Annotated in this window: 16 protein-coding genes, 1 other RNA gene and 1 pseudogene; 9 read left to right on the top strand and 9 right to left on the bottom strand. The window is 42.6% G+C overall.

The window, feature by feature from the left end; genetic code table 11:
• Positions 1-7 precede the first annotated feature (7 nt).
• Positions 8-1,549, top strand: a complete 1,542-nt coding sequence (locus tag V7P40_RS07015; RefSeq protein ID WP_333785263.1) for an HD domain-containing protein — start codon at positions 8-10, stop codon at positions 1,547-1,549.
• On the opposite strand, the gene V7P40_RS07020 is transcribed toward V7P40_RS07015, so the two are convergent.
• Positions 1,510-2,004 carry a peptidoglycan DD-metalloendopeptidase family protein gene (locus tag V7P40_RS07020; RefSeq protein ID WP_333785264.1) on the bottom strand — a complete coding sequence of 165 codons (495 nt, stop codon included), beginning with the start codon at positions 2,002-2,004 and terminating at the stop codon, positions 1,510-1,512. The two genes, V7P40_RS07015 and V7P40_RS07020, sit on opposite strands and share 40 nt — an antisense overlap.
• Positions 1,967-3,493, bottom strand: coding sequence for an NAD(P)H-hydrate dehydratase (locus V7P40_RS07025; protein ID WP_333785265.1), 1,527 nt, complete (start codon positions 3,491-3,493; stop codon positions 1,967-1,969). Before V7P40_RS07025 ends, V7P40_RS07020 begins: the two co-directional genes overlap by 38 nt.
• Before the next feature lie 16 nt (positions 3,494-3,509).
• Here V7P40_RS07025 and lolA point away from each other — a divergent pair, with 16 nt between their 5' ends.
• Genes lolA through proB form a run of 3 tightly spaced genes read left to right on the top strand, consistent with a single transcriptional unit; the run spans position 3,510 to position 5,642 of the window.
• Complete coding sequence (lolA, locus tag V7P40_RS07030) at positions 3,510-4,115, top strand: outer membrane lipoprotein chaperone LolA (protein ID WP_333785266.1); 606 nt, start codon at positions 3,510-3,512, stop codon at positions 4,113-4,115.
• A 5-nt stretch (positions 4,116-4,120) separates the two neighbouring features.
• Positions 4,121-4,600, top strand: coding sequence for a GNAT family N-acetyltransferase (locus V7P40_RS07035; protein WP_333785267.1), 480 nt, complete (start codon positions 4,121-4,123; stop codon positions 4,598-4,600).
• Entirely contained in the window at positions 4,584-5,642 is a 1,059-nt protein-coding gene (gene proB, locus V7P40_RS07040; RefSeq protein WP_333785268.1) for a glutamate 5-kinase, read from the top strand. The genes V7P40_RS07035 and proB overlap by 17 nt, the downstream gene beginning before the upstream one ends.
• 7 nt (positions 5,643-5,649) lie before the next feature.
• Here the strand turns inward: proB and ispD are convergent, their stop codons facing one another.
• Entirely contained in the window at positions 5,650-6,288 is a 639-nt protein-coding gene (ispD, locus tag V7P40_RS07045) for a 2-C-methyl-D-erythritol 4-phosphate cytidylyltransferase (protein WP_333785269.1), read from the bottom strand.
• Positions 6,285-8,282, bottom strand: a complete 1,998-nt coding sequence (uvrB, locus tag V7P40_RS07050) for an excinuclease ABC subunit UvrB (RefSeq protein WP_333785270.1) — start codon at positions 8,280-8,282, stop codon at positions 6,285-6,287. Before uvrB ends, ispD begins: the two co-directional genes overlap by 4 nt.
• Positions 8,283-8,316: 34 nt before the next feature.
• Here uvrB and V7P40_RS07055 point away from each other — a divergent pair, with 34 nt between their 5' ends.
• Complete coding sequence (locus tag V7P40_RS07055; RefSeq protein WP_333785271.1) at positions 8,317-9,624, top strand: arsenic transporter; 1,308 nt, start codon at positions 8,317-8,319, stop codon at positions 9,622-9,624.
• Between the two features lie 9 nt (positions 9,625-9,633).
• On the top strand, positions 9,634-10,056 hold the full coding sequence (locus V7P40_RS07060) for an arsenate reductase ArsC (RefSeq protein ID WP_333785272.1): 423 nt from the start codon (positions 9,634-9,636) through the stop codon (positions 10,054-10,056).
• Here the strand turns inward: V7P40_RS07060 and V7P40_RS07065 are convergent.
• The 3 genes from V7P40_RS07065 to V7P40_RS07075 are packed head-to-tail and all read right to left on the bottom strand — an operon-like array spanning position 10,033 to position 14,779.
• On the bottom strand, positions 10,033-13,455 hold the full coding sequence (locus V7P40_RS07065; RefSeq protein WP_333785273.1) for a valine--tRNA ligase: 3,423 nt from the start codon (positions 13,453-13,455) through the stop codon (positions 10,033-10,035). The genes V7P40_RS07060 and V7P40_RS07065 overlap by 24 nt on opposite strands.
• 18 nt (positions 13,456-13,473) lie before the next feature.
• Positions 13,474-14,118 (bottom strand): flagellar basal body P-ring formation chaperone FlgA, encoded by a 645-nt coding sequence (gene flgA / locus V7P40_RS07070; RefSeq protein ID WP_333785274.1) that lies wholly within the window; start codon positions 14,116-14,118, stop codon positions 13,474-13,476.
• Positions 14,102-14,779, bottom strand: coding sequence for a succinate dehydrogenase/fumarate reductase iron-sulfur subunit (locus V7P40_RS07075; protein WP_333785275.1), 678 nt, complete (start codon positions 14,777-14,779; stop codon positions 14,102-14,104). The genes flgA and V7P40_RS07075 overlap by 17 nt, the downstream gene beginning before the upstream one ends.
• Before the next feature lie 62 nt (positions 14,780-14,841).
• On the opposite strand from V7P40_RS07075, the gene ssrA reads away from it, so the two are divergent.
• From ssrA to holA, 3 genes are all read left to right on the top strand, one after another.
• Positions 14,842-15,185: a transfer-messenger RNA gene (ssrA, locus tag V7P40_RS07080) on the top strand.
• A gap of 9 nt (positions 15,186-15,194) precedes the next feature.
• Positions 15,195-16,148, top strand: a complete 954-nt coding sequence (gene mtnA, locus V7P40_RS07085) for an S-methyl-5-thioribose-1-phosphate isomerase (RefSeq protein ID WP_333785276.1) — start codon at positions 15,195-15,197, stop codon at positions 16,146-16,148.
• A complete protein-coding gene (gene holA, locus V7P40_RS07090) occupies positions 16,145-17,149 on the top strand; it encodes a DNA polymerase III subunit delta (protein ID WP_333785277.1) in 1,005 nt (334 codons plus the stop codon). The genes mtnA and holA overlap by 4 nt, the downstream gene beginning before the upstream one ends.
• Here holA and V7P40_RS07095 read toward each other — a convergent pair.
• Both V7P40_RS07095 and V7P40_RS07100 read right to left on the bottom strand, forming a co-directional pair.
• The gene (locus V7P40_RS07095; RefSeq protein WP_333785278.1) at positions 17,124-18,236 is read right to left on the bottom strand and encodes a glycosyltransferase family 4 protein; all 1,113 of its coding nucleotides are present in this window, start codon (positions 18,234-18,236) and stop codon (positions 17,124-17,126) included. The two genes, holA and V7P40_RS07095, sit on opposite strands and share 26 nt — an antisense overlap.
• Positions 18,221-18,737: pseudogene (locus V7P40_RS07100) on the bottom strand (hypothetical protein); the annotation flags it as partial. The pseudogene V7P40_RS07100 and the gene V7P40_RS07095, both read right to left, overlap by 16 nt.

Here is an 18,737-nt window from a genome sequence, read left to right on the forward strand (position 1 = left end):
TAATTCTATGGAAAGTCTTCTATTTCAGAAGGGAGCAAAGCACACCGCCCATGGTCTAAACTTTTACCTATCTTACCTTGATGATATTGCAAAGGTCTTGCCAAAGGATTGCTACTGTTTTATAGTCGGTGGCTGGGTCAGAGATCGTATCCTTGGAGAACCAGTAGGTTACAAAATAGACGTGGATATACTTTTGACTTGTGATCCTCTTGATGTTGGCAAGCGTTTTGCAAAGCTTGTAGGAGGCTCTTATTTTGAATTTGAAAAGAAGGGACTTCTCAGAAGACCTACCATAGCTACTGTAATACTAAAAATCCCACCGTATAAATACCGCTTTGACTTTGCTCAAATAAAGGGAAAGGACATAGAAAGAGCTTTGATAGAAGACCTGCTTTCTCGGGATTTTACCGCTAACGCCATGGCTGTAAGCATAGATGACGTGCTAAGTATAGGTGCAAAGCAAACCATAATCTACGACCCAGCCCACGGCATGGAAGACTTAGAAAGTGGCATTCTAAGGCCCGTGTCTTTAAAGAACTTAGAAGAAGACCCAGTTAGGATCCTCCGTGGTTTTAGGCTGAGCGTGGAAAAGGATTTAGAGCTTTCTGGAGACTTCCTGGAGTTTGTAAAGAAGAAAGCTCACCTAATAAAGCGTGCGCCTATAGAAAGGGTAACCTTAGAGCTTTTGAAGGTCTTTAGAAACAAAAACAGTGGAAAGATAATAAGAATGCTCTATGAATACAACGTGCTTCAGCAGATAATACCAGAGATAGAAAGATGGAAAGAAATAGAAAATCAAGGAAACCATCACAAGTATTCGCTCAAGGAACATATGCTAAAGGTTATGGAGTTTGTAGACCAGGTGGTAGAAGAAAGAGAAAGGTATTTGGCTAAAGAACTCTTGCAAAGCTTAGGAAAGAAAGAATTTTTAGGTGAGTTTTCGGACCTGGAGCTTTTGAAAATATCCGCCCTGCTTCATGACATAGCCAAACCCCACACCTTTGAGATAAGAGAAGGAAAGGTGACCTTTTACAACCACGACAAGCTTGGTGCCCAAATAGCAAAGGATATAGGAAATAAACTAAAGCTTGGAGAGGATGCTATCAAGTTTGTATGCTCAATCGTAGAACACCACCTAAGACCCTTTTACCTGAGAGAATCTCTAAGAAAAGGAGAGCTTACAGATAGAGGAAAGGCTAAATTCTGGAAAGACTGTCAAGATGTAGCCCCGTGGCTTTTCTTGCATGCAATTGCAGATGCCCTTGGAAGTGGAGACGACCCAGAGCAAATAAGCTGGCTTTTAAAAACAATCCATGAGCTGACAGAGTATAGAAGCAAGATCCTTACAAGCATACCTACCAAACCTTTGCTGTCTGGAGATGAAATTATGCAACTTCTTAACATAGGCCCAGGGCCAAAGGTAGGAGAAATTAAAAAAGCCTTAGAAAGAGCTCAGTGGGAAGGCTTGGTAAAAACCAAAGAAGAGGCAATAAAGTTTGTTAAGGAAAATTATCTTGAAAACTCAAAGCTTATGGGCGATCCATCCTGAAGCCTTAGCTCAAAACCTATGCCGCAGTTCTCTTTATGTTTTCCAACCTTTCCCAAAACCTGAGACTTTTTAACTCTTTCCCCTTTTTTCACAAAAAGACTACCCGCTCTTGTATACACAGATATGTACCCATTTTCCTGCTCTACCATAACCACAAGACCATAGCCCTTTAGATCATCTTCTGCATAAAGAACCTTCCCATTTTCTAAGGCCCTAAAGAACTCATTGCAAGAGGTATTTATGAAATATCCCCTTCCAGATTTTAAGGGTGTGCCCTTTACTGGCATTGGAGCCACTACAGGCTTCTCTTTTGGAAGATCCTTTGGTGGCTCCTTTGGCTCTGGAGCTTCCTGAGGTTTAGGCGTGTATCTTGGAGCAGTGGGTCTTTTTTCCCTTATCTCTATCTGAACGCAGGAACTAATGAATATAAACAAAAGGAAGACTATAGGAACCATTTTCCAGCATTCTGTAGGCTTCCGGTAAGTATTCCACCAAGTCAAGAGCTCTAACGCTCTCTCTGTGCCTGTACTTTTCAGCTATTTCCCCAGCCAAACCGTGGAGAAAAACTCCAAGCCTTAGGGCATAGCTAACCTCAAAACCTCTTCCCAAAAGAGCTGCCAAAATGCCAGAAAGCACGTCTCCTACACCCCCCTTTGCCATGGCGGGTGTGCCCCTGGTGGAAAGAAAGACCTTCCCTTCTGGACAGGCTATGGCAGTTCTTGAAGACTTTAAAACCACATAGCAGTTGTAATTTACCGCAAAATCCAAAGCGGTGTCCATAAGGTTGTAGATTATGTCCTCCTTTTTGATACCGGATAGCCTTTCAAACTCTCCCACATGGGGTGTGAGTACGGTAGGAGCTTCCCTTTGCTTTAGAACTTCAACCTTTCCACTGTCCGCAAGGTTGTTTATGCCGTCCGCATCCAAAAGAAGGGGCTTTTTCCAGTTTTTTAGGAGCTCCACTATAAACTCCTGCCCTTCTTTATACCTTCCCATGCCCATACCAATTCCCAGCGCGCTGAACCTGTCCTGATCTGCAAGTATAAGGTCACAAGCCTTAGGAGATAGGAACTCCTTCCCTGGTAAGGGAATACTCATCTCCTCCATAAGGGAAGTCTCAAATATTTGGTTTAGACCCTCTGGAACGCCTACGCTAACCAAGCCTGCTCCAGCCCTCGTGCTTGCCTTTGCGCTCATTATAATCGCCCCAGTTTTGCCTACGCTTGAGCCTACCAAAAGCACGTGTCCAGCTTTGCCTTTGTGAATATCCACCTCCCTCTTTGGTGGCTCAACCCTTAAAATTACTTCCCTTTTTACATGCTCCACAAAGGTCTCTGGAATACCAATGTGAGCCACGTATAGCTCCCCACACCTTTTTGAAGCAGGATGCAGAAGATGGCAAACCTTTGGAAACTGAAAGGTAAGGGTAATGCTCGCCTTAACGCTTGGAGTATAAACTCTTCCGCTGTCTGCAGAAAGCCCAGAAGGTATATCTACAGAAAGCACGGGCGTTTTTGTTCTCTCTAAAGCTTCTATTACAGGTCTTGCTGGTCCTTCTACGGGAGGTTCAAAGCCCGTTCCAAAAATAGCATCCACTATAAGATGGTAATCTTCCAAGGGCTGAAGCTCCTTTAAAGGCTCTAAACCTAAGCTTTTTAGAATCCTTAGTTGAAGCTCCGCATCCCCTTTTACCTGTCCAAAAACAAGGAAAACATCCACTTTATAGCCCCAAAGGAGAAGGTGTCTGGCGCAAGCTAAGCCGTCCCCCCCGTTGTTTCCCTTACCTACAAGAACCAGAACTTTAGAACCTTTTGGGTATCTTTCTCTTATAACTCTTGCCACGCTCAAGGCTGCGTTTTCCATAAGCACCAAAGAGGGTATGCCCAGCCCCTCTATTGTCTCTTTGTCTGCGAGGACCATTTCTTTAGCTTTGAGAATCTTCACATTAAAATATTAAACCATGAAGCTTTTGCTTTTGCTTACCATTCCTCTTTTAGCCTTTGCTCAGAGTTTTGAGATGTTAGAAAAGAAACTTCAGGAGATAAGAGTTTTAAAAGCTTCCTTCATCCAAAGGGTTAGGTATCCTTGGTATTCAAAGCAGGACATTTCTAAGGGATTTTTCTACGCTCAAAAAGGGGGAAAGTTTAGACTTGAGTACGAACAGCCAGAAAAGACCATCATAGTATCCGATGGTAGGGAAATAGTCCTATACTCCCCTTCGGAAAAAAGCGCCATAATAGACAGCATAGACAGAAACCAATCGGCTGTGATTGAATCACTCCTTTTAGTCTCTAGGCCACTAAGTGAGGTGTTTGACCTTGTGGGAGAAATAGAAAAGGAGGGAAAGCGTTTTTTGGTATTAAAGCCAAAAACCAAAGATGATTTTTTCCATAGGGTTTTGGTAAGGATGGATCAAGATGGAATACCAAGGGTTATAAGAGTTGAAGAAAAGGACGGAACTACTACAGAGATAGAGCTTTTAGATGTTAATACAAACTTCACTGCCTCAAGCAATCTGTTTAAAATAGATCTTCCCAGTGGTACTAAGATAAAAAGAGTCTTCTAAAAGTTATGATAAACATAGAAAAGGCAGGCACTGAAGACATAGAAGAATTAGCTAAGATGTATTTGGAAGGCTACAAGGGTTTAGAAGAGTATGCTTACACCCATCCAGAGGATGTTTTAGCTTATCTTAACTGGCTGTTCAGAAGGGACATAGCGGGCATATTTGTGGCTGTTTTGGACGGTAAAAAGGTAGGTTTCATAGCAAGCGATGGAAACTGGTTTAGTAAGAGGGAAGGTAAGGTGGTGGGTGCCATACACGAGTTGGTGGTGTTGCCAGAATACAGAGGTTTAGGTATAGGAAAAAAGCTTTTGGAAAGAGCTATCCAATACTTCAAAGAAAGAGGCTTAGATACCGTAGAGCTTTGGGTAGGAGATGAAAATGCATGGGCTATAGAGTTTTACAAAAAACAGGGCTTTGTAGAAAAGGACAGGTTCAACTACTGGATAAGGATGACAAAGACTATAAAAAATGAGGCTGGTGGTTAAAGTAGGCTCTAACCTAATACAAACGCAGGAGGGGGACATAGACCTAAACCTTATAGCTAAGTTGGGCAGGGAAATAAAGACTTTAAAAGCTTTGGGAGATCAAGTGGTGTTGGTGTCCTCTGGTGCGGTCCTTTGTGGTCTAAAAAAGCTAAACTTGCAAGAAAGGCCAAAAAGCTTGGTGGAAAAACAGGCAATTGCAGGCATAGGCCAAGCTTATCTTATGCATCTTTACGACATGGTCTTTTCAAACTATAAGTTGGTGCCTGCTCAGGTGCTTTTGACCTCTGACGTGTTTAGAGAAAAAACTAAGTTTGACAACGCAAAGAATGCCTTAGAGAAGCTTCTTGAAATGGGTGCGGTACCCATAATAAACGAGAACGACACCGTAGCGGTAGAAGAGCTACTTTTTGGGGACAACGACTTTTTGGCGGTGCATACCGCTTTTATGCTACAGGCAGACATGCTGGTGATCCTATCCACGGCTGGAGGGTTGAGGGACGAAGAGGATAGAGTAGTGCCAGTTGTGGAGGATGTAGATTCTGCTTTCAAGTGGGTAAAGGGTGTTAATTCTACCTATGGCACAGGTGGAATGCTGAGCAAACTCACCGCCACGAAGATTGCAGTTAGCTTAGGTATTCCCGTGGTCATAACTGGAAAGGAGGATTCATTGGAAAATATAAAAGAAGGAAAAACTATGGGAACCTTCTTTAAACCTTCAAAGCCCATAAAGCAAAGTAAAAGGGTGCTGGCTATGATGGAAGAGCCAAAGGGGGTGATATACATAGACGAGGGGGCATACAGAGCACTAAAGGACGGAAAAAGCCTTCTTCCTGCAGGCATAAAAAAGGTAGAGGGCAGTTTTCACAGGGGGCAGGTGGTAGTTCTTTACACGCAGGATAGCTTGCTCGCAGGAAAGGGAAAAACAAACTTCTCTTCCGAAGAATTAAAAAAGGTTTTGGGGAAGAAAGGAGAGGAGGTTAAGAGAATTTTAAAAACAAACAAAGAGGAGGCTATTCACAGGGATAATTTGGTGGTTTTTTAGCAAACGCTCAAAGTAAAGCTTCTAAAAATCTTGCCAGCGCCAGATCCTCTGGATAGGTTATTTTTATGTTTGTTATCTCTCCCATTACTACACCTACCTTATAGCCGTATCTTTCCAACAGCATGGCATCGTCGGTAGAGTGAAAGCCCTCTGCCCTTGCTCTAAGGTGGCATTCTAAAAGGACTTTTCTCAAAAATCCTTGGGGCGTTTGGGAGTGCCAAAGGTTGGTTCTATCCACCGTTTTGATCACTATACCTTCCGAAACCTGCTTTAGAGTATCTCTGACAGGAATGGCGCATATTTTACCTTCAAACTGGCCAAGGTCTGAAACTTTCAAAAACAGCTCTTTGCTTGCAAAGGGACGAGCACAGTCGTGTATGACCACTATGTCTGTCTCTGCACTCAAAAGCCCTTCAAACACCGAATCCTGCCTTTCTTTCCCACCGCAGACCTTTTTAACTTTACCAGGAACCTTTACTTTTTCCATATCCTCCTCTGGAAGGACGAGAATTACCTTATCAAAAAGATCTATCACTTTCTCCAAAGAGTGCATGTAAAGGGGCTTTTCTTTTAGCTTCAGGTATTGCTTTTTAAACCCAAGCCTTTTGCCTTCTCCTCCTGCAAGAAGAATAACTCCCTTTGTCATACTAAGTTCAAAAGCTCTCTGAGTTTTTTGATCTCGTCTCTGAGCTTTGCTGCCTTTTCAAACTCCCACCTCTTGGCGCACTCCCACATTTCCTTTTCCAGTTTGTTTATCTTTTCCACCAAGTCCTCTTCAGTTTTTACATCCTTTGGAAGTCTCAAGGGCAGTTTTACATAGTCAAGTTCTTCTATTGCTAAAAGCTCTTTGACGGGCTTTATTATGCTTTTTGGAATTATACCATGCTCCTTGTTGTATTTTTCCTGGATCTCTCTCCTTCTGTTTGTTTCTTCAATAGCCCTTTGCATGGATGGGGTTATGCGGTCTGCGTAAAGTATAGCCTTTCCGTTTATGTTCCTTGCAGCCCTTCCGATCATCTGAATCAAAGAAGCGTAACTTCTTAAAAAACCTTCCTTGTCCGCATCCAATATGGCTACAAGAGAAACTTCGGGAAGGTCAAGCCCTTCCCTGAGAAGGTTTACACCAACCACAACGTCAATGCTTCCTTCCCTTAATTCTTTGACTATCTTTGCCCTTTCTATGGCGTCCAAGTCTGAGTGCATGTACTTTGCCTTTATGTCTCTCTCGTGAAGGTATTCAGAGATTTCTTCCGCAAGCCTTTTGGTAGTGGTAAGCACCAAAGCTCTTTCTTTTCTTCTTTTCCTTTCTTGGATCTCCTTTACCAAGTTCTCCAGCTGTCCCTTTGTGGGACGCACCTCCACCTCTGGGTCCAAAAGTCCCGTAGGTCTTACTATCTGTTCCACCACCACTCCCGCACTCCTTTCCAGCTCCCACTCTCCAGGAGTGGCAGAGACGTATATAACTTGGTTTATCCGTTCCAAAAACTCTTCAAACTTCAAAGGTCTGTTGTCCAGGGCAGAGGGAAGTCTCCAGCCGTATTCTACTAACTTTTCCTTCCTTGATCTGTCTCCGTTATACATTGCCCTTATTTGAGGAATCGTCACATGGGACTCGTCTATTATTATCAAAAAGTCTTCCGGAAAGTAGTCAAGTAGGGTATAGGGAGGCTCTCCCGGCGCTCTCCCTTCAAAGTATCTTGAGTAGTTTTCTATGCCCTTGCAATGCCCAAGCTCCCTTATCATTTCAATGTCGTGCATGGTTCTTTGATAAAGTCTTTGGGCTTCTACTTCTTTTCCTTGAGATTTAAACCACTTTACTCTTTCGTGCAGGTCCCTCTCAATCTGCTCAAGGGCTGACTCTATGGTGTCCTTTGGGGCTATGTAGTGGGATGCTGGAAAGAGAACAACCTTTTGAAGGCCCTTTATCTTGTGTCTGTTAAAGGCATCTATGAGGGTTATGCTTTCTATTTCGTCGTCCCAAAACTCCACCCTCACTATCTGGTCTTCTAAGTCCGAAGGTATGATCTCCAAAGCTCCACCTTTTATGGAAAAGGTAGCCCTCTTTATAGAATAGTCGTTCCTTTCGTAGCCAATCTCTACAAGCATTCTTGCAAGCTTTGTCTGACTGATTCTTTTACCAACCTCTAAGGGTATTCTCAAAGAATAGTATGCGCTGGGAGAACCAAGACCGTATATGCACGAAACAGAAGCTACAACTATCACATCCCTTCTTTCCAAAACCGATATGGTGGCGGAGTGTCTGTATCTTTCCAAGATTTCGTTTATGGATGCGTCCTTTTCTATGTAAAGGTCTTTTTCAGGTATGTAAGCCTCCGGTTGGTAGTAATCGTAGTAAGATATAAAGTACTCCACTGCGTTGTTTGGAAAGAGCTCTTTCAACTCTCTGTAAAGCTGGGCTGCAAGGATTTTGTTGTGGGCTATTATAAGGGTGGGCTTTCCGTACTTGGCAATTACGTTTGCTATGGTAAAGGTCTTTCCTGTGCCAGTAGCTCCCAAAAGCACCTGCTCTTTTACGCCCTGCCTTAGCCCTTCAAGAAGCTCCTCAATAGCCTTTGGCTGGTCTCCCGCAGGCTTTAGAGAAGTTTCAAGCCTATAGACCTCTTCCTTTAACCTGACCATACGATGTTATAATTTATGCGTTTTTTAGCTGCTTATGGAAAAAGTGCTTGCAGCCTCTGTCTTTTTGTTGACTCTCCTTTTGGTCATCTTCAAACCCAAGGGGCTTGGCATAGGTTGGTCTGCGTGGATTGGCGCTTCTCTTTGCATACTTTTTGGTCTTGTATCTTTTGAAGATGTTCTGCGCATAACATCCATCGTCTGGGACGCTACTTTAGCTTTTGTCTTTCTGATATTCATCTCCATAGTCCTTGATAAGGCTGGGATGTTTGAGTGGATGGCCCTAAAGGCAATTGGCTATGCCAAAGGAAACGGTGTTCTTCTTTTTGTATTTTTGATGCTATTGGGCGCTTTCATATCAGCCATCTTTGCCAACGATGGAGCATCTCTGATGCTTACTCCCATCATCTACTCAAAGATCAAGTACCTTAACCTTTCAAAAAAATACATGCTTCCCTACATAATGGGCAGTGGTTTTGTGGCAGATACTTCAAGCCTGCCCCTTGTTATTTCAAACCTGACCAACATAATAACCGCCCACTTCTTTGGTATAGACTTTTGGAGCTATGCGCTTTTGATGTTTTTCCCAAACTTAGTATCTGTTGCCTCAAGCATAATGGTGCTGTTTTTGTTCTACAGAAAGGACCTACTCAGAAAGTACGAGCGGGAAGTTTTAGAGTCTTTACCCGCCAAGTATGCCATAAGGGATGGTTTTGTGTTCCGCATTGGGTGGTTCGTTATCCTTCTTATGGGTCTTAGCTTTTTGCTTTTTGAGCTTTTAAAGGTTTACGTTCCCTTTTCTGTAATCTTGGGTCTATGTGCCCTTGCACTTGCCTTTTCAAGCCTAAAAAACCGCATAGTTTCCATAGAAGAGACAGCCCGTCTCACTCCGTGGAACATTGTTTTCTTCTCAATCGGTATGTATGTGGTAGTCTATTCTTTAAACAACGTGGGCTTTACTCGTCTTTTGGTGCACCTCATAAGAGAGTTCTACCAACTTGGCGATGTGCAAGCTATACTTATTACAGGAGTTCTATCCACTGTCCTTTCTGCTACGATGAACAACCTTCCTACTGTAATGTTAATGAACCTCTCCATAGACAGTGCAAACCTACCGGACAAGATCACACAGTTTTTGGCACTGGCAAACTTAGTGGGAACAAACATAGGACCTAAACTCACTCCCATTGGCTCCCTTGCAACCCTCCTTTGGCTTCATGTGCTGGAAAACAAAGGAATAAGCATATCCTGGGGATACTACTTAAAGGTGGGTTTTGTTCTTACCTTGCCCATATTACTTGCCACCTTGCTCGCTCTATGCACAGTTTATCTTGTGGTATTATAATAGGCTAAGATGAAAATAGGCTTTGTATGCACAGGAAATTCTGCCAGAAGTCAGATGGCGGAAGGCTTTGCCAAACATTTTGCTAAGCTATACAACAAGGCTTTAGAAATTTACTCTGCAGGTTCCAATCCCGCTTCCTCTGTAAATCCTTTAGCAATAAAAGTTATGGCTGAGATAGGTATAGATATTTCTTCTCAACACACTAAGTCCTTACAGGACATACCTTACGGAGAGCTTGACTTGGTTATAACCCTCTGCGACGATGCAGCGGAAAATTGTCCTTTTGTGCCCGGTGCAAAGATGGAGCACTGGAGCCTTCCGGACCCTGCAAAGGCCGAAGGTTCAGAAGAAGAAAAGCTTGCCTTTTTCAGAAAAGTAAGGAACGAGCTGAGGGAAAGAATTGAAAAGCTAATCAGAGATCTGGGAGCCTGACATCACCTCTTCCAAAAGCTCTATAAGGGACTTTATCTTTTCCTTTTCTTGGGACAACTCTAGGACCGCTTGTCTTACTTTTTCCACCTCTTCTTCTGGTGCCCTTTCTAAGAATTGGCGGTTTTCCAGTCTTCTTTGGAAAGTATCTAAGGACTTTTCCGCCTCTGCTAGTTTTTTGCTGTAAGACTGCAAAAGCTCCTGAACGTTCACGTTCCCCTCTACTGGTATGAAGAATTCAAAGTCCTTTGAAAAACCTGCTATACAGCCGGAGGGTCTGTCGGAAACTTCCACAAGCTCCTCCACCTTTGCCAGAGCCTTTATGTAGTCTTCAAAGGCTTTTACCAACTCCAAAGATCGGTTTGCTCTATAGAAAAGCTTTATCTTTTTAGAAGGCTCTATCCTCAGGTCACTCCTAAGAGACCTTATGGAAGTGATTATCTGCTTTAGCCTTTCTACCTTCTCTTTTGCTTCCGGATACACTTCCTGAGGATTGTAGGTGGGATAGCTCTCAAGGGAAAGGCTTTCTTTGTTTGAGGTGGGAAGATGATGGTAGAGTTCTTCGGTTATGAAGGGCATGAAGGGATGAAGAAGCTTTAGGATCCTGTCAAACACCATCAAAAGAAAGGCTTGAGCAGTTATGCTTTCCTTCTCTATCCTGTCCTTTTCCTCTTCGCTTTGAGCCTTTGCATAGAGCCTAAGCTTGCTCATCTCTATGTACCAGTCGCAAAACTCTGACCAGATAAACTCATAAAGGTTCTGACAGGCTAAAGAAAACTCGTATTCCTCAAGAGCTTTATTCACCTTTTGAACGGTTTCATTCAAAAGTGTGAGGATCCAAAGGTCTTCCCACCTTGGCGGTGCCATGTAGGGCATCTTAGAAAGGAGGTCTTCATCCAGGTTTAGAAGTATAAACCTTCCTGCGTTCCAAAGCTTATTGGCAAAGTGTTTATACCCTTCAAACCTTTTCTCCGAAAGCCTTACATCCCTTCCCTGCTGGGTAAGAATGGCTAAGGTAAATCTTAGAGCATCCGCACCGTATTTTTCTATAATATCAAGTGGGTCTATTACGTTTCCTTTTGTTTTTGACATCTTCTGCCCTCTTTCGTCCCTAACCAAAGCGTGTATATAAACATCCTCAAAGGGAATATCCTCCATGAAAAACATCCCCATCATGATCATTCTGGCGACCCAAAAGAAGATTATGTCAAAGCCCGTCACTAGAAGGTTAGTTGGATAAAGGCTTTTTAGGTCCTCCGTGTTTTCGGGATAGCCAAAGACTCCAAAGGGCCAAAGGGCAGAGGAAAACCAAGTATCAAGAACATCAGTTTCCCACTCAAGATTTTCCGATCCACACTTTTTACAGTAAAGCACGAACCTAAACTTCTTCGTTTGAGGGTTATACCTATATCTGCTTCTTCTGTTCGTTAGCAGTGCGGTAGGATTAAGGTCTTGAGTGAAGAAGAGCCTAAGGGAATGGGCAGAAACATCAGTAGCGTGGTATTTGTGAAAGACAAACTTTTTGTAAAATTCAAGCACGGTTAGCTCTGGATGGACAAAGGATGGAGACTTTAAAACCGCTTCTACCTCCTCCGGTGTAAATTCTTCCTTTATCTTTCCGTCCGCAAGGAGGTTGAAAACAAGTTTGTCATAAACTCGGTCAAAGTCGTCGTCTGTAAAAACGTTTACGTGTCCGCAATCTTTGCAATACCAAACGGGTATGCGATGTCCCCACCATATCTGACGGGATATGCACCAGTCCCTCAGATTTTCCATCCACTGCAGGTAAATCTTCTTCCAATTTTCTGGCACAAAACGCACCCTTCTTTCCTCTTCCCAAACCTTTTTATCTTTTTCCCACTTGACCTTTAAAGACTTTTGAACCGCTTCAAAGAGCACTTGCCCCTCTTCTAAGGTTTTTTCCCCTACCTTTAGTCCCTCTTGGTCCGCAATCAAAAGAAGGCTTCCTTCCAGCCTTTCCTCCGAGCCTTCCCTCAAAAGAACTGCACCGTTATTTGCCTTAACTATAAGGTTGGCTTTCCTTAAACTTTCTCCAGTTTCCTTTGCAGCATGCAGCAGATCCTCCCTACCTTCTGGAACGTAAACATAAGATAGCTCCCCATCCTTTTTACCCACTACGAACTCTATACCCTCTCCTATCAAAACCACGAGCTTTGTTTTTTGGTCTTTTACTACCTTTAGCGTGACCTCTAACCCTTGTGTGTATAAAATCTGAAGGTTAGTTTCTTTTTCCTTTTTCTGAAGGTATCCAAGCACTGCCTGCACTGCCTTTTCCTTTATCCTTGGGTCCGAAACTTTGACAAACCACTGGGCAGATACCATAGGCTCAAGGACAGTTTTACATCTGTAGCACTTTCCTACGCTGTGTCTGTGGTTTTCCACCTTTTCAAGAAGACCAAGCTCTTCTAATCTTTGCACTATCCTTTTTCTTGCCTCGTACCTGTCAAGCCCTGCAAACTCTCCCCCATTTTCGTTGATCCTTGCAAACTCATCCATTATCTGCACCACCTCAAGTCCGTGGGTTTTGCCTATCTCAAAGTCCAGCGGGTCGTGAGCTGGAGTGATTTTTACTGCTCCTGTTCCAAATTCGGGCTTTACCCTCTCGTCCGCTATTATGGGTATTACTCTATTTACGAAGGGAAGTCTAACTTTTTTACCTATAAGAGACTTATACCTTTCGTCTTCTGGATGGACTGCTACCGCAGTGTCTCCAAGCATAGTTTCTGGTCTTGTGGTTGCAACGGTTATTAAACCTTCCTCTCCTTCCAACGGATACCTTATGTAATAGAGCTTTCCCTCTTCCTCTTCGTGCTCTACCTCCAGGTCCGAAAGGGCAGTAAGGTCCTTAGGACACCAATTTACTATGTACTCCCCCCTGTATATTAAACCTTCCTCGTAGAGCCTTTTAAAGGCATATCTAACAAGCCTTGAAAAGCCTTCATCTAAGGTAAATCTTTCTCTTTTCCAATCTACGCTTGCGCCAAGTTTTATAAGTTGGTCCCTTATGCTGTTTCTTGACTGAGGCACCCATTCCCACACCCTCTTTAAAAACTCCTCCCTTCCCATTTCAAGCCTGTTTTTCCCTTCCTCCTGCACCTTTTTATCCACCACGTATTGCGTAGCTATGCCCGCATGGTCAAACCCCGGAACCCAAACCACATCTTTGCCAAGCATTCTCTGCCATCTACAGACTATGTCCTGAAGGGTAATGTTAAGAGCATGCCCCATGTGAAGGGATCCAGTTACATTAGGTGGTGGAATGACAACCGAAAATCTATCCTTTGGATTTGGCTTTGGACAGTGATATATGGCAGAAGATAGCCACCTTTGGGAGTGTTTGCTTTCAACTTCTAAGTGATTGTATTCTTTGATGTCTTTCATAAAAAGAAAATTATAACCTTATTCAAAGAGCTCCACAGTTCCAGTATCTACTATCTTCCCCCTCATGGTCTTTCCAGCTTGGGTTTTAACCCTCACCGTCTTACCCACTTCCCCACCGTCTAAGGCTGTGCCATAGGTTGTTATTTCCAAGTTTCCACTGCGGAGTATGAGCTTTACCACATCACCTCTTTTGACTGCGGGCAAGGGCTTGATTATAGACCTTCTAAGAATGGAGCCTCTTGGTATGTAAGTGCTTGTTTGATACTTTTCCAACTCTTCTTTGTTCAACCTAAAGTCGTTGGGAATACTTCTTAGCCACCTTTCCTCTTCCGCAAAAAGCTCCTCAGATAATACTGTTCCCTTTGGTATATCCTGCTTTGCTACAAGAAACTTTGCCTTCCAATAAACTTCTAATATGGCACTCAACCTTTTCTGTCCAAAATCAAGATAAGCCAGAGCTCTTGCCCTTCCATACTCCATATCCAGTTCTACCTTTGGAGTTCCCTCCAGCCCACCCTTCCAATCAAGAATCTTTATCCTTTCAACTCTTACGCTATCGCCAAACCTTTCCCTTACAGCATCCCCTATAAGACTTTTAAGTCTATCCTCCGTCCAAGAGAAGCAAAGGGAAAACGCTAAGAATATACTAAGTGCTATCCACATCCATCAGCATTAGCCTTCTTATAAGCGTTGCAGGTTCTACTTCCTTTGGACAGACGTTGTTGCACTTATTGCAGGAAAGGCAATGATAAAGCCTTCCCGAAAGGGCTTGAAGCTTTCTAAGTTGTTTTTTACTTTCTCTTGGGTCCAAAGAAAATCTGTAAAACTTAGCAAAGAGTAATGGGCCGGCGTAATCTTCTTCCAAAACTTGAGGACAGTAAGAGTGGCATGCACCACAGAGGATGCAATCAGCGGAACTTTCTATACTTTTGCTGATCTCCGGGTCTATGTTTATATTCTTCTTGTTTTCTGAAATCCAAAGGGAAAGCTCCTTCATCTTCTTTGGAATAACTTCGTGATCTACCACCAGATCTTTGATTACCTTAAAGTTTTTTAAAGGCTCAATCAGAACCTCCTCCCCGTCCAAGAGGTAGGGTAGAACTTGCTCTTTACATGCAAGCTTGGGAAAGCCGTTTATGTATATGGCACAGGTGCCACATATGCCAGCCCTACAAAAATGTCTAAAGGTAAGCGTCTCATCTTGAGTTTCCTTTACCTTTTGCAGGGCAGACAGAAAGGTCATCCCTTCTTCGTAGGGCACAGAAAAGCTCTCGTACCACGATTTGTTTCCCTGCTGTCTTCTTATTCTAAGCTTTAACTGCATAGAAAAAAAAGATAGGCTATTGTCAGAAATTTGGCTATGATTATATTATTTATAAGTTGTAAGGGGGCGAACGGTTTCGACGGGGATAGTAGGCTTAGGGAAGCAGGCAGGGTGGCAACCTTAACAGCCAAGCAAAACACTTCCCAAAGCTGAACTAGCTCTCGCTGCCTAAGGAAAGGCAGCGGCTCGCCGGTTGGTGTGCCTCTGGCTAACCGGTTGGGTTCAGAGACAGGGGTGTAGGAAGGAAGGGTTGGCAGGGCTCTCCTTCCGAAAGCTAACCTGCCTCGTGGCTGTTTTGCTTGCCAGTGGGCAAACAGCCATTAAAGGCAAACACTGGCTAAGCCTGTAGAAGCCCTAGGAGCTGGGCTGTCCTCGGACGAGGGTTCGATTCCCTCCGCCTCCACCATAAATAACCATGCAAGTAAAAGCTTTTAGGTGGGACGGTCAAAAACTTTGGCTTTTGGATCAGAGAAAACTACCTGATTTGGAGGAGTGGATAGCCTTAGAGGACCATCTCCAGACCGCACAGGCTATAAAAGAAATGGTAGTGAGGGGAGCTCCAGCCATAGGTTGTGTTTCCGCTTACGGCTTTGTTCTCGGAGTCAAAAAGGGAGAAGATCCGAAAGTAGTCTATGAAGTTCTGAGAAACACCAGACCTACAGCTTACAATCTATTTTATGCCTTAGATAGGATGATGGATGCTTACAAAAGAGGAGAAGACTTAGAGGCTACCGCAAAGGCTATAGAAGAAGAGGACTATCAGGCTAACGTGAGAATGGCACAGATAGGCAATGAGCTTATACCTAAGAACGCAAGGATCTTGACCCATTGCAACACAGGAGCCTTAGCTACCGCAGGCTTTGGGACCGCCTTGGGGGTTATCAGACAAGCCCATTACTCAGGAAAGTCCATCTTTGTGTGGGTAGACGAAACAAGACCCTACCTTCAAGGTTCCCGCCTGACCGCCTGGGAACTTCTAAAGGAAGGCATACCCCACAAGATAATTACCGACTCTACCGCAGGCTTTTTAATGAAAAATGGTCTGGTGGATTGTGTGATAGTGGGTGCGGACAGGATTACCAAAGGGGGAGATGTAGCAAACAAGATAGGAACATATACCCTTTCAGTTTTGGCAAAAGCTCACCGCATACCATTTTACGTAGTAGCCCCAAGCTCTACCATAGACTACAGCATAGAAAGTGGAGAAGAGATACTCATAGAAGAACGCTCAGAAGAGGAGGTAAAAAGGTTCAAAAACTGCCAGTTTGCACCAGAAGCTTCTCCTGCCCTTCACCTTGCTTTTGATATCACCCCTGCGGAGAACATAACTGCAATAATTACAGAAAAAGGCATTTGGAAACCCACATGAATCTTTTGGAATACCAAAAAAACCTAAGCTTAGAAAAGATAAAACCCATAAATCTGGTGCAGGTAGAGGAGGAATACATAGTTTCCGACTTTATGAATAAGCTTTCCACAGTTACACCTGTTAAGGTTTTGTGGGGAAACGAGATAAACCTTCAGGACTTTATAAACGCCCTTGGAGAGAGTGAATTGTTTGAGAAGAAAAGACAAAAAGAATTTTTGTTCATCAAAAAAGGAGAACAGTTTATAAAGAAGCTAAAGGACCCAAAGCTTATCAGAAGTCTTGCCAACAAGATAAAGACCAAAGCGGTTTTTATACTCTTAGAAGAAAAACTTGACAAAAATAGTCTTCAGAAAGAACCATTTAAAACCCTTTTAGAACTGGGCGATTTTTTAGAAGCAAAAAAACTGGACAGGAATAAGATAAAAGATCTGGTAAGAAAAAAAGTAGAAAGAGAAGGAAAAAGGATCGACGAGCAAGCTATTGACTATCTTTTAGAAATAACCTCTTACGACCTTACCTTTTTGAGAGGAGAGGTAGAAAAGCTACTTCTATATGCGGATAAGCACATAACTCTGGAAGATGTTAAAAAAGTTTGTTTAGCTCAGACCTACGGCAATGTGTTTGACTTTTTAGAAGCCTTCTTTACAAAAAACCTTGAAAAGACCCTTTCACTTCTCTCCGCTTTATACAGAATAGGCGTTCCAGCACTGCAGATCCAAGGGCTCTTGGTAAGCTATACTTTAAAGCTGTTTGTTTTGAAAAAGAGTGATAAGAACCCAGAAACTTTACTGAAGGATCTGGGCGTAAAACACCCCTTTATGATCAACAACTTTAAAAGGTATGCAAAAAACTTTACAGAAAAAGAGTTGGAGCTTTTGATAAAAAGACTCTACTGGCTTGATTTTGCAGAAAAAGTAGCATTCGTGCCACCCGAAAAAGCATTAAGGAACATGATAGTGGATTACTTTATAAATATCAAACAACCAACTCAATCAGCTTGAGGTATTTTTCCACTATAATTTTTACATCATACCTTTCCAAAACCATCTGCCTGCCTTTCATTCCCATAGACTTTCTCTTATCTTCTTCAAGCTCAACCATCCTTTTCATAGCTTCATAAAGGCTTTCCCAGTTCTTTGGCTCAACCAAAAAGCCGTTTACTCCATCAACGCACACTTCTCTGCATCCAACACTATCCGTGGTGATTATGGGCTTTCCCATTGCCATAGCTTCAAGTAAAACTCTCGGCACACCTTCCCTATAATAAGAAGGCAAAACTACGCAATCTGCAAGGCAGTAAAAGTGCCTGACATCCTTTTGAAAGCCTACCCAATTAGCTAAACCCTTATCTAACCAGCGCTTTAACTCCTCCCCTTTGATAGATTGAGGATTTCCCTCATCCACATCACCGACTAAATAGAGTTCAACTTTTGGATTTTCAACCTTTAATCTTTCAAAAGCTTTCACAAATTCCAAAAGCCCCTTATCCTTTAGAAACCTTCCAACAAAAAGGAAGATAAATTTTTCTTTTTTATTTTTTTCGCAAAAAAAGGGAGAAAAGTAACCAGTATCCACGCCAGAGCTTTCTATTAGATGTGCCTTTTTATCAGTTAAACCTTTTAGCTCTTCAAAGTCATCCTTATTTTGGAAAACTACAATTTTATTGACTCTAAAAGCTATCTTGTATAATAACTTTACTAAGTTTGTAAGCCATGTTTTACTTGTGAACACATACCCCAAACCAGTAACCACACTTATAGATGAAATGCCCAGAATACCACTTGCAATGGAGCTATAGATGTTTGGCTTTATGGTAAAGTTTATTACCAAGTCTGGCTTTAGTTTTTTGTATAGGCTTAGATACTCGTAAAGAAGCTTTAAGTCTCTTATTGGATCCTTCCCTTTCCTGTCAAGGTTTTTTATTGGATAAAAATCAAAGCCCTCTTTTGCCAACTTAACAGAATACTCATCTTCTGGAGCCACCGCCATAACCTTAAAACCTTTTTCCTTCAATGTTTTCATCAAGGGAAGTCTAAAGTTGTATAAGCTAAAGGATGTGTTGGAAGAAAAAACTATGATCTTTTCCATCTTTTAAAAACCTCTGCAAGAAATACACTATAACTTAAAGCAGAAAGAAACATAACATATCCATACCTTTTTCTTACAATAGGACCAACGTTAGGTTCTGCTATCGTGTGAAACCATATAAAACTAAAGGAGATTAAAAGTATAATCCAAAGCCAAGGTTTTTCTCTGTGCTTCCAAATAGCAAAAGGTAAAAGTATCCAAGCTACATAAAGATAAACAGCTTCAAAAGGAGTTATGTATCTGGCAATGGTTCCACCTGTGGTAGAACCCTTCGTAAACCAAAAACTTGGGAAAGGGGAGAACAATCCAATAATAAAAGCCCTTGGTGTATATTCTATAAAATCCCAAACACTGTAAAACCTCACGTCTTCGTCTATGCCTCCAGGACGGCCTGCCAAATGCTTAGTCCATACCTCATTTCTCCAGTAAGCTAACTGGTAAAAAAGGTATTCCACTTTATCTGGTATGTAGGGACTCCAAATCCATTGTTGTTGTGGTGGT

Source organism: Thermocrinis sp. (assembly GCF_036781485.1).
Classification (GTDB): Bacteria; Aquificota; Aquificia; order Aquificales; family Aquificaceae; genus Thermocrinis.

Coding starts and splice junctions, on each gene's coding strand:
- V7P40_RS07015 (WP_333785263.1), top strand. CDS start 8: ATGGAAAGTCTTCTATTTCAGAAGGGAGCAAAGCACACCGCCCATGGT.
- V7P40_RS07020 (WP_333785264.1), bottom strand. CDS start 2,004: ATGGTTCCTATAGTCTTCCTTTTGTTTATATTCATTAGTTCCTGCGTT.
- lolA (WP_333785266.1), top strand. CDS start 3,510: ATGAAGCTTTTGCTTTTGCTTACCATTCCTCTTTTAGCCTTTGCTCAG.
- V7P40_RS07035 (WP_333785267.1), top strand. CDS start 4,121: ATGATAAACATAGAAAAGGCAGGCACTGAAGACATAGAAGAATTAGCT.
- proB (WP_333785268.1), top strand. CDS start 4,584: ATGAGGCTGGTGGTTAAAGTAGGCTCTAACCTAATACAAACGCAGGAG.
- ispD (WP_333785269.1), bottom strand. CDS start 6,288: ATGACAAAGGGAGTTATTCTTCTTGCAGGAGGAGAAGGCAAAAGGCTT.
- uvrB (WP_333785270.1), bottom strand. CDS start 8,282: ATGGTCAGGTTAAAGGAAGAGGTCTATAGGCTTGAAACTTCTCTAAAG.
- V7P40_RS07055 (WP_333785271.1), top strand. CDS start 8,317: ATGGAAAAAGTGCTTGCAGCCTCTGTCTTTTTGTTGACTCTCCTTTTG.
- V7P40_RS07060 (WP_333785272.1), top strand. CDS start 9,634: ATGAAAATAGGCTTTGTATGCACAGGAAATTCTGCCAGAAGTCAGATG.
- V7P40_RS07065 (WP_333785273.1), bottom strand. CDS start 13,455: ATGAAAGACATCAAAGAATACAATCACTTAGAAGTTGAAAGCAAACAC.
- flgA (WP_333785274.1), bottom strand. CDS start 14,118: ATGTGGATAGCACTTAGTATATTCTTAGCGTTTTCCCTTTGCTTCTCT.
- V7P40_RS07075 (WP_333785275.1), bottom strand. CDS start 14,779: ATGCAGTTAAAGCTTAGAATAAGAAGACAGCAGGGAAACAAATCGTGG.
- mtnA (WP_333785276.1), top strand. CDS start 15,195: ATGCAAGTAAAAGCTTTTAGGTGGGACGGTCAAAAACTTTGGCTTTTG.
- holA (WP_333785277.1), top strand. CDS start 16,145: ATGAATCTTTTGGAATACCAAAAAAACCTAAGCTTAGAAAAGATAAAA.
- V7P40_RS07095 (WP_333785278.1), bottom strand. CDS start 18,236: ATGGAAAAGATCATAGTTTTTTCTTCCAACACATCCTTTAGCTTATAC.